This window comes from Bacillus sp. MYb56 (assembly GCF_002976445.1).
GTDB classification, from domain to species: domain Bacteria; phylum Bacillota; class Bacilli; order Bacillales; family Bacillaceae_G; genus Bacillus_A; species Bacillus_A mycoides.
Map to the genome: position 1 here is coordinate 93,042 of NZ_PCOH01000013.1, position 12,173 is coordinate 105,214.

15 protein-coding genes are annotated in these 12,173 nt (G+C 36.8%); 1 reads left to right on the forward strand and 14 read right to left on the reverse strand.

Going from position 1 to position 12,173, the window contains the following annotated elements; genetic code table 11:
• Nucleotides 1-3: 3 nt before the first annotated feature.
• The 3 genes from CQ058_RS16945 to CQ058_RS16955 form a co-directional block, all read right to left on the reverse strand.
• Complete coding sequence (locus CQ058_RS16945; protein WP_002190734.1) at nucleotides 4-927, reverse strand: O-acetylserine dependent cystathionine beta-synthase; 924 nt, start codon at nucleotides 925-927, stop codon at nucleotides 4-6.
• Nucleotides 928-1,009: 82 nt separating this feature from the next.
• Nucleotides 1,010-1,705 (reverse strand): 5'-methylthioadenosine/S-adenosylhomocysteine nucleosidase, encoded by a 696-nt coding sequence (gene mtnN, locus CQ058_RS16950; RefSeq protein ID WP_002015266.1) that lies wholly within the window; start codon nucleotides 1,703-1,705, stop codon nucleotides 1,010-1,012.
• Nucleotides 1,706-1,719: 14 nt separating this feature from the next.
• Nucleotides 1,720-2,358: a class I SAM-dependent DNA methyltransferase gene (locus tag CQ058_RS16955; RefSeq protein WP_002190736.1), complete on the reverse strand. Its 639-nt coding sequence runs from the start codon at nucleotides 2,356-2,358 to the stop codon at nucleotides 1,720-1,722.
• Nucleotides 2,359-2,495: 137 nt separating this feature from the next.
• On the opposite strand from CQ058_RS16955, the gene CQ058_RS16960 reads away from it, so the two are divergent.
• A complete protein-coding gene (locus CQ058_RS16960; RefSeq protein ID WP_002015268.1) occupies nucleotides 2,496-2,711 on the forward strand; it encodes a YrzA family protein in 216 nt (71 codons plus the stop codon).
• A gap of 36 nt (nucleotides 2,712-2,747) precedes the next feature.
• Here CQ058_RS16960 and CQ058_RS16965 read toward each other — a convergent pair whose 3' ends face one another.
• The 11 genes from CQ058_RS16965 to CQ058_RS17015 all read right to left on the reverse strand — a co-directional run bounded on the left by CQ058_RS16965 (nucleotide 2,748) and on the right by CQ058_RS17015 (nucleotide 12,150).
• The gene (locus CQ058_RS16965; RefSeq protein WP_002138429.1) at nucleotides 2,748-3,398 is read right to left on the reverse strand and encodes a YrrS family protein; all 651 of its coding nucleotides are present in this window, start codon (nucleotides 3,396-3,398) and stop codon (nucleotides 2,748-2,750) included.
• Nucleotides 3,399-3,514: 116 nt separating this feature from the next.
• Nucleotides 3,515-5,269, reverse strand: coding sequence for a peptidoglycan D,D-transpeptidase FtsI family protein (locus CQ058_RS16970; RefSeq protein WP_105589887.1), 1,755 nt, complete (start codon nucleotides 5,267-5,269; stop codon nucleotides 3,515-3,517).
• A 92-nt stretch (nucleotides 5,270-5,361) separates the two neighbouring features.
• Nucleotides 5,362-5,838 carry a transcription elongation factor GreA gene (gene greA / locus CQ058_RS16975; protein ID WP_078213491.1) on the reverse strand — a complete coding sequence of 159 codons (477 nt, stop codon included), beginning with the start codon at nucleotides 5,836-5,838 and terminating at the stop codon, nucleotides 5,362-5,364.
• Between the two features lie 276 nt (nucleotides 5,839-6,114).
• Nucleotides 6,115-6,753, reverse strand: a complete 639-nt coding sequence (udk, locus tag CQ058_RS16980) for a uridine kinase (RefSeq protein WP_002015274.1) — start codon at nucleotides 6,751-6,753, stop codon at nucleotides 6,115-6,117.
• A 17-nt stretch (nucleotides 6,754-6,770) separates the two neighbouring features.
• On the reverse strand, nucleotides 6,771-8,051 hold the full coding sequence (locus CQ058_RS16985) for a peptidase U32 family protein (protein WP_002190738.1): 1,281 nt from the start codon (nucleotides 8,049-8,051) through the stop codon (nucleotides 6,771-6,773).
• Between the two features lie 18 nt (nucleotides 8,052-8,069).
• Nucleotides 8,070-8,999, reverse strand: a complete 930-nt coding sequence (locus tag CQ058_RS16990) for a peptidase U32 family protein (RefSeq protein ID WP_002190739.1) — start codon at nucleotides 8,997-8,999, stop codon at nucleotides 8,070-8,072.
• A gap of 7 nt (nucleotides 9,000-9,006) precedes the next feature.
• Nucleotides 9,007-9,648, reverse strand: a complete 642-nt coding sequence (locus CQ058_RS16995) for an O-methyltransferase (RefSeq protein WP_002034114.1) — start codon at nucleotides 9,646-9,648, stop codon at nucleotides 9,007-9,009.
• 215 nt (nucleotides 9,649-9,863) lie between these two features.
• Complete coding sequence (mltG, locus tag CQ058_RS17000) at nucleotides 9,864-10,934, reverse strand: endolytic transglycosylase MltG (RefSeq protein WP_002015278.1); 1,071 nt, start codon at nucleotides 10,932-10,934, stop codon at nucleotides 9,864-9,866.
• 241 nt (nucleotides 10,935-11,175) lie between these two features.
• Complete coding sequence (locus CQ058_RS17005; RefSeq protein WP_002034112.1) at nucleotides 11,176-11,454, reverse strand: DUF1292 domain-containing protein; 279 nt, start codon at nucleotides 11,452-11,454, stop codon at nucleotides 11,176-11,178.
• A 12-nt stretch (nucleotides 11,455-11,466) separates the two neighbouring features.
• Nucleotides 11,467-11,880: a Holliday junction resolvase RuvX gene (ruvX, locus tag CQ058_RS17010; RefSeq protein WP_001221204.1), complete on the reverse strand. Its 414-nt coding sequence runs from the start codon at nucleotides 11,878-11,880 to the stop codon at nucleotides 11,467-11,469.
• A gap of 3 nt (nucleotides 11,881-11,883) precedes the next feature.
• Nucleotides 11,884-12,150 (reverse strand): IreB family regulatory phosphoprotein, encoded by a 267-nt coding sequence (locus CQ058_RS17015; protein ID WP_000348591.1) that lies wholly within the window; start codon nucleotides 12,148-12,150, stop codon nucleotides 11,884-11,886.
• Nucleotides 12,151-12,173 lie beyond the last annotated feature (23 nt).

Genomic DNA, 12,173 nt, shown 5'->3' on the forward strand with positions numbered 1-12,173 from the left:
TTTTTATTCCCATCCTTTGTATATGTCTTTACTTAAATAGCGCTCACTACTATCAGGAAAAATCGTTACAATATTTGTACCTGGTGCTGCTTTCTCTGCCTCAAGTAAGCTTGCATGAAATGCCGCTCCTGAAGAGCTTCCAACGAGAAGGCCTTCCTTTTGCGCCAATTCTTTTACGCGTAAAAATGCATTTCGATCAGAAATCGTATGAATTTCATCAAAATAAGATGTTTTTAAAAATGGTGGAATGAATTCAAGACCAATACCTTCTGTTTCATGTGAACCAGCTTTACCGCCATTTAAAATAGATCCTTCTGGTTCTACAATAACCGTTTTAATATCAATATTTCTTTCTTTTAAATAAGACGCAGTTCCCATAAACGTACCGCCAGTTCCTGCCCCTGCAACAAATATATTAATCTCTCCATTCAGCGCATCCCAAAGTTCAGGACCTAGTGTTTTGAAATAAGCACGAGGGTTTGCTTCATTAGCAAACTGACTTGGAGAGTATGAATTTGGTATTTCCTTTACTAATTCTTTTGCCTTTGCAATTGCGCCGGTCATTCCTTGCTCAGTAGGTGTATGCACGACCGTTGCACCTAGCGCTTTCATTAATTCTTGTTTTTCAATACTAAATTTTTCTGGTACACAAACAATGACGCGTAAATCATGTTCTAACGCTGCAAGTGCCAGTCCAATGCCAGTATTCCCAGCCGTCGGTTCAATAATTGTTCCGCCCTCTGCAACAAGCCCTTTTTCTAGTGCATCTTCGATTAATTCTCTTCCTAAACGATCCTTAACGCTTCCGCCTGGGTTATAAAATTCAAGCTTTGCAAATAAACGGACTCCTTTCGGAAGTGAAAAACGAGTAATTTCCACGATTGGTGTATGACCAATCAACTCATGAACTCCACGATATACATTCATCGTGTTCTCCCCCTTATTTGCCAATAAAGAAAAGGCAACTGTATGTATTTTCTTTATATGAGACAGTTGCCTTTTTGTTACATTACTTTAACTCTTCTAGTACTTTTACGATAAAGTTTGTAGAATGAAGAGCTGCTTGATCTAAAAATTGATCAAATGAAACATTTGATTCTTTACCAGCAATATCAGAAAGTGCACGAATAATAACAAACGGAACTTCATATTGGTGGCATACTTGCGCAACAGCTGCTGCTTCCATTTCTACTGCATAAAGATCTTCAAATTTATCACGAATTGCTGCAACACGGTTCGGATCACTCATAAATGAATCACCTGTTGCAATCATACCTTTTACGACTTGAATATTTTCTTCTGCCTGCATACATTTCTCAGCTAATGCAACTAATGCCTCATCAGCTTTAAATCCAGGTGGCATTCCTGGCACTTGACCATATTCGTAGTTAAATGCTGTTACATCTACGTCATGGTGACGAACTTCTGTTGAAATAACTACATCACCAACATTTAGAGAGTGATGGAATCCACCAGCTGAACCAGTATTAATTACTTTTTCAGGCTTATATTTTTCTAATAAAATTGTCGTTGACATCGCTGCATTTACTTTACCAATACCAGACTTTAGCAAGATTACTTCATGTCCTGCCAATAGCCCTTTCGTAAATTCACAACCTGCAACAGTTTCTGTTTCTGCTTGTTCTAGTTTGTCACGTAAAATACGTACTTCTTCTTCCATTGCTCCAATTACAGCAATTCTCAATCTAATCCCTCTTTCTATTGCTTAGTTGCCTCCATTACCCAAACGAAATGATTTAATCTCGTAAACGTTACGTGGAAGCCATTGTTTTCAAAAATAGATTGCATGATCGGAATACGTGTATAGTATTCTGTTTGCAAATCGTTTGCTAACTGATGAAAACCTCTTTGTTTTGCTACTTCGACAGTTTTATCATATGCAGCTTGATCTGCAAATATCGTATCAGCAAACACTATTTTACCACCTTTGTTTAGCAATTGACTATACTTCGCAATTGCTACGTCTTTTTCTTCATCTATTAAATGATGAAATGCGTAAGTGCTCACAATAGTATCGATTGAATTTGGGACTTCAAATGAAAGAAAATCACCCTCTGTAATTGAAAACTCTTTTGGTAATTTCTCTTTTGCAATAGTACGCATTTCGCGTGACGGTTCTATACCGTAAACTGTGCGACCAGCAAGTAATAATTTATTTGTTAAATTGCCAGTACCAACACCGAATTCTAATACGTTGCCAAATGACTTGTTAACTACATCCTCTAAAATGTCCTCATAATGGGCGAAAACTTCTTTATATTGTATATCTTCGCCTTGTACAAATGAGTCGTACGTATGAGCCCATTCATCAAATAAACCATTAAATTCTGTTCCCATAAAAATTCCCCTTTTTCTTATCGGTTTTATCAGTATGATATTCTCTCTTTCTAAAAATGTCAATTGAAATGTACGTAGTATTTCCTTCTTTTCTTTGTTACACTATAGGTGATTATCATAGGAGAGGGGGCATCTTCGTGTCATTTACCTTTGAAATGTTAGAAGATAAAGTAGAATTTTTCGAGGCTGCAAACTTAGTTTCTCTAGAAAAAAAAATTAACGAACAAATTGATAATAATAAAGCACTTATGCTCGAAGTTCATCATATTTCTCACCAAATGATTATGGATCCTGAAAGCAAAAGACCTTATTATAGTGCGGTTGTTCATTTTAAATTAAAGAAATTACGCTAACTAAAAAAAGAGAAGCTCTTAAGAGCCTCTCTTTTTTTAGTTTAGAGTTTGAACGAGTACTGGTTTCCAGCCCTCATTGTCTACCCAATCAATATTTACATAATATTTTTTACCTGATTGTTTATCTTGTACGTTACCGTAAGCTTTATTCTTACCGTTATTTCCAATTCTATGGATAACTAATTGATTTACTGGAACGTCAATTGCAGCTGAAATCGCTTGATTCATCTCATTCCAATCTGCTGTACCTTTTTTAAACGTCATCGCAGGTGTTGCACCTTGCTCTGTACCTACTGGCTTCCAAGAAGATTTCGTATAAGCATCTGTTGCCTGTGACTGTGTTTTTTCAGCTGGTGCTTTCTCGTTAGCTTTCGCTTCTTCTTCAGCTTTTTTCTTTTCTTCCTCAGCCTTTTGCTTCTCTTCTTCTTCCTTCTTCTTAGCCTCTGTCTTATCTTGCTCATTCTTCTTCGGCTCTTCTTTACCTTTAGCTTTCTCAGCTTTATTCTCTTTTGTTGTTTGCTGAGCTACCTTTTTATCATTAGAAGACGCTTGCTCTTTTGTGTCAGGAACAAACAATTGATATGCTACAATAGCTACTGCTACTAATACAATAGCGATTGCAATATTTAAAACACCGTTTTGACGACGTTTTTGTTGTTTCTGTTGGAATCTAGATCCTCCTGCCATTCTTCAAACCTCCATGCAGTTTTTCATACTTGCTATTGTAACATTAAATCTAGAAAGGTTGAACATTTACAATAATATTTTCACGAAATGAAAACATTTCATAAATAATTGCAAGATTACTTTTCAATTTCTAATTGATGAATTGCCTCTACCATTTCTGCAAAAACTGGTGTGACTACATTTTCATTACTATCTGTTTCTATATCAACTACAACTAAAGCATATCTTGGGTTTTCATATGGAAAATAACCTGCAAACCAGCGATTCACCCTCTCTCCTTTTCCTGTTTGTGCCGTCCCAGATTTTCCAGCGACAGTTAGTGGCAACGAACGGAATGCGGTTCCCGTTCCTTTCTCCATCGTTACAACGGCTCTTAACAACTGTTGTAATTTTTTCATCGTTTCATAAGAAAGCTGTTTCCCATTTAATTTATGATTTTCAAATGCAAAAAAGTCGGTTCCATTTTTATACACTATTTTTTTCACAGCTTTCACTTCCATCTTCTCTCCACCTCTAGCAATTGTCGCCATCATATTCGCTATAGCTAGAGGTGACACACGTACATCTTTTTGTCCGACCATCGTTTGAGCAATCGCTTTTCTACTATCTTTATTTTCTTCGCTTCCCCAAATAATAGCACTCTTTTCTTCTGGCAATTGCTCAAATTCTGGTGTATGAAACACTGAACCTTTCCAACCTACCTTCTCACTTGCTCCTAAGGCCTCTAAATACGTTTCTAATACTTCCCTATCCTTTTGCATTAGTTCATCACCTAATACGGCAAACGTTCGATTACAGCTTCTAGCAAAGCTTTCCTTAAAGTTTAATGACCCCATCATAACTTGTGGAAGATTTTCACCGTATAAATCCGTATTACAGTTAAATGTACGATTAAACCGCACCAAATTCTCATCGATTACTGCTGCTGCAACTACTGTTTTAAAAACAGACCCCGGAAAATGAGGAGTTAACATTTGATTTTCAAGTGTAGATTTATATATCCTCCTATCATTCATCTGTAAAGAAGGCCTACTTACCATTGCTAAAACTTCACTATTCTTTATGTCTAGTAATACTAACCCACCTTTTTTTATTCCGTTTTCATCTATAATCTTCTCTGCTCGTCGTTGCAACGTTTTATGTATTGTTGTTTGAATAGTAACTGGATAAAATGGATTTCCTGGTGAAGTGTATTTCGCCTGCTTCCCAAAAATCGGTTCTCCTTGTCGATCCACTTGATATAGTACTTTCGCTTCTCCATCAGTCAGTAAAAATTCATCAAATGATTGTTGCAATCCAGAAATACCAATTGGCGTTTGTTTCGAAGTTTTTTTCATTTCTCCATAACGCTTTTGAAATTCCTGTTCATTCTCTCCCACATCACCAATTAAATGATCTGCCTCTCCCATTTGCTTCAGTCGAACTTCTGCTGCTACAATACCTAAAATATCTAATTGATTTACCTTCTTCATCTGCTCGAGCGTTAATTGAAATGGGGTATTCTCCCTTCGTAATATAAATGCTTGATTCTTATTTTTCATTTGCAGTCTTATCTCTTGTCTCGACACACCAATGATATGCGCAATTTTCTCTAACATGTCATTTTTTATTTGTAAAAATGGAAAAATAATTAAGACTGGATATTTCTCTTCACCAATTTCCTTACCATTTCGATCTGTAAAATGCCCTCTTCCATTATCTACTGTAAGTGATTGTGTTCGTTGCGTAACACTTTTTTCAATCAGATTGATATTTCGGTCAGTAAATGATTCCGTATCTATAATCTGTATTAGGATTAAACGACAAAGTAATAAAAAAATCACACCCATAAAACAAATTAAAACAATTATAATTCTCCGTTTCATTTTCATAAAAAACACCTCGTCTATTGTAGTTTAGACGAGGTGTTTCACCTTTTATACAAATAAAAAATCACTCGTTTTTACACGAGTGATTTTTTACGTTATTTTACAGAGATAATCTCTACTTGCATTTCTCCACCTGGTGTTTGGATTGCTACCTTCTCACCAATTTGCTTACCTAATAAGCTTTTTGCGATTGGAGAATCGTTAGAAATTCTTCCTTCAAATGGATCGGCTTCTGCGCTACCTACGATTATGTATGCTTCTTCGTCTCCACCTGGTAACTCTTTAAATATTACTGTTTTACCTAATGTTACAACTGTAGACTCTTCACCATTGTCTTCAATGATAACCGCATTACGAATCATGTTTTCAAGTTGTGTAATACGTCCTTCTACGAATGCTTGCTCATCTTTCGCTGCATCATACTCAGAGTTCTCTGAAAGATCTCCGAAGCTACGTGCGATCTTAATACGCTCTACAACTTCTTTACGTCTTACTGTTTTTAATTGTTCAACTTCGTTCTCTAGTTTTTGCTTACCCTCTTGCGTCATAGGGTATGTTTTTTCTGTTGCCATGTTTTCCACTCCTTTTATATACCAATCCCCCGAAAAAAAGAGGAGTTCCATATGAAAACTCCTCCGCTTATATAGCGGAGGTTTCTAGCACACGTAGCACTAGTGGAGTTGTCACATACAACCCCTTATTCTCCAATTCTTCCTTATATAAAGAAGGTATGTATGGAAAGTTGATATAAATATGCCCTCACCTATTGGTAGGTGAGGTTTCATGTTTCATTGTATTCGATAAGAAGGGAAAAAATCCCTTCCTATCGTATATCTTTTACTATGCTATTACAAATTTACTTTTTGTTCAAGAATTGTTGCAATTTTTGTAACCATAATATCAATTGCAACATGGTTTTGTCCACCTTCAGGGATAATAATATCCGCGAATTTCTTAGAAGGCTCAATAAATTGATTATGCATTGGACGTACAACGTTTACGTATTGGTCGATAACTGAATCCATTGTACGACCGCGCTCTTCAATATCGCGCTGCATGCGGCGTAAAATACGAAGGTCTGCATCTGTATCAACGAACACCTTAATATCCATTAACTCACAAAGACGTGGGTCTTCTAAAATAAGAATTCCTTCTAAAATGATTACATCTTTCGGCTCAACTGGAATAATTTTTTCTGAACGCGTATGCAATGTATAGTCATATATAGGCTTTTCCACTTGCTCATATGCAAGCAACTGCTGCAAATGGTCAATTAACAAATCATTATCAAACGCTAACGGATGATCGTAATTTGTTTTTAAACGTTCTTCCATTGGTAAATGGCTTTGATCTTTGTAATAATAATCTTGCTCCAAGATTAAAATGGAATGACCTTTAAAATGGTCAAAAATCGCTTTCGTTACACTTGTTTTTCCTGATCCTGAACCACCAGCGATTCCAATTACAACAGGCTTATTCGTCCCCATTCGACTACCACTCTTTCTTATTGAAGTATGTTTTTGCGCATCATATTATTCACATACACTGGTTGATCCACTTTGAATTTCACGATTTGCAACGGATGTCTCGCTGCATCTAATTCGTTTCCATCCTCATCCCAAATTTTCTCCACCGTTTGCGTAAAGTTTTCTATTTCTGGCCCAAAGAACTCCACTTCATGTCCTGGTTTGAAGTGATTACGTTGCTCAAGCGTTACGATGCCCGTTTCTTCATTATAATCTAACACTAAACCAGCAAAATCATACGTTGTTTTCTTACTATGATTTCCAAACATTTGCTCTTGATGTCCTGGAACCCCTTCAAAGAATGCAGGAGCTGTATCACGATTTGCACATTTATCAAGTTCATCTAACCATTCTTGTTTAAACTCAAAGTTATCCGGATCCGCACAATACGCATCAATTACTTTACGATATACAGTTGCTACAGTCGCTACGTAATGGATAGATTTCATACGTCCTTCAACTTTTAAGCTATCAATTCCAATTTCAATCATTTTCGGAATTGATAAGATTAAATTTAAATCTTTTGGGCTCATCGCAAAGTGAGCATCTTCTTCTTGGAATAGAGGAAGCTCTTTTGCATCTTTATGTTGTGATACCGTTTGAACTAAATCATAATCCCAGCGGCAAGATTGACAACAACCACCACGGTTAGAGTCACGCGCTGTCATATGGTTACTTAATGTACATCTCCCTGAATACGCGATACACATTGCACCATGGACGAATGCTTCAATTTCAACATCAACTTTTTCTTTAATTTCTTTCATTTCTTCATAGCTTGCTTCACGAGCTAATACAAGACGATGTAAACCTTCTTCTTTCCAATACTGTGCTGCTTTCCAGTTGGATAGTGATTGTTGTGTACTTAAATGCACCTCAACAGAAGGAGCTACACGTTTACATGTATCAATAATAAGCGGATCGGCAACGATAATTCCCGTTACGCCAGCTTTTTCAATCCCTTTTAAATATTCCTCTAGCCCATCCATATTTTCATTATGTGCAAAAATATTTGTTGTTACGTATATTTTTGCTCCATATTTCTTTGCAAATTCAACGCCTTCTGCCATGTCTTCCAGCGTAAAGTTACCTGCATTAGAACGAAGACCAAATTCTTGTCCACCTAAATATACAGCATCTGCCCCATAATGGATAGCTACTTTTAATTTTTCTAAGTTACCCGCAGGGATTAACAGTTCAGGTTTTTTCACAATAACGCGTTTGCCATCGATCACTCGTGAAATTTCTTGTACAGTCATTTCCTACACCCTCCTCGTTTAGTAAACCGTTTCTTTAAAGAAGAATCCTGTATCTAACGGACGATTTACCGGTTGTATTTCTTCTATCTCTTTAAATAAATCATCTTTCACGTCATAATACGCATCACGATCTTCTACACATAAATCAATCGCCTTACGATATTTCTTCGTTACATCAATAATGTACTCAGAACTTTTTAGGACACCATCAATTTTTAAGCTATCGACTTCAGCATCGATTAGTTCCTCTAACTCATCGATGAAACAAATATCATTCGGACTCATAATGTGAGTACCATTTTCATCTTCATAAATTGGATATTTGTTATTACGTTCCGGGTCGTATAAGAACATATTCTCTTCATACTTTTTCTTTTCGATGTCGAGATTACGCCCTTGATACTCAAAGTAGTTTCCTACTAGTGAACGCTTCGATTGGAACATGCAAGTCATACCGTGAATTTGTACTTCAATTTCCACTTCAGCATTTTCTTTTAATTCAGCAATTTCATCTAAGCTAAGCTCACGAGCTAATACAGCGCGTTTCGCTCCTCTTTGCCCCCAATAGTTACAAGTAAACCAGTTTGTTGCTGTCGTTTCTGTATTCCAGTGAAGTTGCATATTTGGTGCAACTTCACGAACAGCCATTAATACCGCTGGATCTCCGAAAACAATCGCATCTACATTTACCTCATTTAAAAAGGCAACATAGTCCGTTAATTCTTCTACTTTATCATTGTGGAACATCGCATTCATTGCAACGTATACTTTCACACCATTTTCATGCGCAATATTTACAGCTTGTTTCACATCTTCACGTGAAAACTCTCCTGCCAAACGTAAACCAAACTTTTGTTCACCAACCATTACTGCATCTGCCCCTGCTTTCGCAAGAGGTTCAATATCCGCCACCGCTCTAGGCGTTACTAACAATTCAGGTTTCTTCATACTTTTGTCACCCTCTCTTTTTACTTACAGCCACTCCATCGCCAATTGGGAAAATCGTTGTATCATATCCTTCATGATTCATAAGCCATTCATTGTACGTCTTAATACGACGAATCAAACCACGGGTACGTCTATTTTCAATTTTCTCTTTTGTCGTCACAAGACCATGGTACATAACATTATCTGAAATAATAACGCCACCAGGATTTAATAACGGTTCGTATAAGTCAAAAAAGCGACGATACTGCCCTTTCGCTGCATCAATAAAAATAACATCAAATGTTCCATGTTCTTTCACTTGTTCGCCCGTTTCTAAAGCATCACCGTAAATAACAGAAATACGGTCTGTTACCGAGGAACATTCTATATATTCAAGTGCCTTTTCATATCGTTCACGATTGCGCTCTACTGTCACAATGCGAGAGTTCGGAATAGCTTGCATCATACGAATACTAGAATAACCGATTGCTGTTCCAAGTTCTAAAATACTTTCCGGTCCAATTAAACGTAAAAATTGCAGCATAAATTCCATTCCAAGTCGATCCATAATCGGCACATGGTTTTCAGTTGCATACTCTTCCATTTCAAGAATTAATTTATCTTTTGGATCAATAAATGATAATAGGTACTCGTTAACTGCATCCTCCATAATTGGTCCTCCTTATTTACATGGAGAAGTGCCTCTATGACGCGTCAACCTTTGTCTTTTCACACATAGAATGCAATAAAAATACAAGCCAGTTTCACCCTTAGCTTGTACGTCCCGTTTTGATATTAAAAACGATTCTTCTGCCAGTTTTTAACCCGATATATTTTACCACAAAAAAGAGGGATATGCGACCCTTTTCGCTATCCCTCCCCATTTCACTGTTTTTTCGTAATGTATTTTTGCTTTAATGCATTATGTTCTTCTAATGTTTTCGCATAATACACTTCACCACTTGGTGCAGCTAAGAAATAATAATAATCTGTTTGCGCAGGATCTAACGCTGCTTCCACTGAATGTTTACCAGAGTTTGCAATCGGTCCAACCGGCAACCCTTTCACAACATACGTATTGTACGGTGAGTTTACTTTCAAGTCTTCGTATAATACACGTTGTTTATGCTTTCCAAGCGCGTATAATACCGTCGGATCCGTTTGAAGCGGCATGCCTTTCGCTAGACGATTATAGAAAACACTAGAGATTTTTTGGCGATCAGTAAATCCAGTAGCCTCTTCTTCAATAAGTGAAGACAACGTGAGAAGTTGATGAACATCCCAGTTCTTCGCTTTCATTTTCGCCTCATTTTGAACAATAATTGCATTTGTTTTCTCAAGCATCGGGATTACAATTTCTTCTAATTTTGTATCCTTTTTATAGAAAGAATACGTTGCTGGATATAAGTATCCTTCTAGTGGATATTTAATGTTGCTATCAAAAATTTTATCTGTTAATAGCTTCGGATACTTTTGCTGCATTTTTTGAATAAATGCTTTATCGTTTAATTGACGCACAACATCATCTTTATTCCACTTTAATTCTGCCGCAATCACTTCAGCAATTTCAGTTACTTGCGCCCCTTCTTTAATCGTCACTTTATAAAGAGCCGGACGATGTACGTTGCCAGATGACATTTGTTCAATGACATCGTTAGCACTCATCGAAGGATTTAATAAATATGTACCTGCTTGTAAGCTTTTCGACTTAAATTTCGTATAAAAACTAAAAACTGTACTGCTTTTCACAGCACCTTTTTCTTCTAAAATCTCACCGATTTTACTTGTAGATGACCCCTTTGGAATCTCTACCTCAATCTCTTTTTTATTTCCGCTATCAACTGGCCCTAATGCAGATGAAATATACGCATAGACTGATCCACAAACTAAAAGCAGTGCGATAATCGAAATTAAAAAAATGCGTCTACGCTTCTTCTTCACTTGATTCTCTACCAAAATTCTTCCTCCTTATTCAATTGTAGACCGTATACACTTCCTCTATACAATGCCCTACAAACATAAAGCAAAACCAATCATTTCTAAATAATCGGTGACAGCTACTTATTTAAAGCCTTTTTTCATACAACCCGTCTTATTATACTATAAACAATTAAGTAGTTTCGACAAAAAATCTGTCATTTTGCATATGAATACAAAAAAGGCGAACTGTGTACACAGTTCGCCTTTTTATCCATTACTATTCTTCTTCTTGCTCATCAGCAAGAGTGTTAAACATTTCTTGTACCATTTCCCACTCTTCTTCAGATTCAATTGAAAGTAATGTTCCGCCCTCTTCTTCACTTTGCTCATATGCCATTGCATCGAAGATTTGGTCTCCATCTTCGTCTACTTCACCGATTGGAGAGAAGACTACGTAAGATTTTTTGCCGAATTTTTCAGCATCAAAAGTGAAAATAATTTCACATAAATGTTCGTTTCCTTTTTCGTCTACAATTGTAATTTGATTTTCTTCCATTTTGGTCACCTCTTATTTACTATCTAAAAATCCTTGTAAGATCACGACTGCAGCCATCTTATCGATTACCTGTTTTCGCTTCTTACGGCTCACATCAGCTGAAATGAGCAGACGTTCCGCTGCCATCGTCGACAAACGCTCGTCCCACATTACAACTTCTAATTGTAACAGATTTCGCAGGTTTTCTGCAAATTGCTGGCACGCTTCACCACGAGGGCCGATTGTACCATTCATATTTTTAGGTAAACCTACTACTATTTTGTCCACATTGTACTGTTTTACCAACTCAGAAATACGGTCAAAACCAAAGTGGCCTCGTTCTTCGTTAATCCTGATTGTTTCCAGCCCTTGTGCTGTCCAGCCCATTTCATCGCTCATTGCAACACCGACTGTTTTAGTACCAACATCTAAACCTAATATCCGCATAAACTACTCCTCACGATGATGTTTCAAGTAAGACTTCACAAGCTCTTCAATTATCTCATCACGTTCAAGCTTGCGAACGATGCTTCGTGCATCTTTATGGCGAGGTATGTATGCTGGATCTCCACTTAATAAATAACCGACGATTTGGTTAATCGGATTATAACCTTTTTCTTGAAGTGCATCATACACAGTTAAAAGTACATCATTTACATGGACACTCTGTTTTTCATCTTGAATGCTAAACTTCATTGTCTTATCAAAACCGTCCATTTCAAGCACCTCACTTGTAAGTA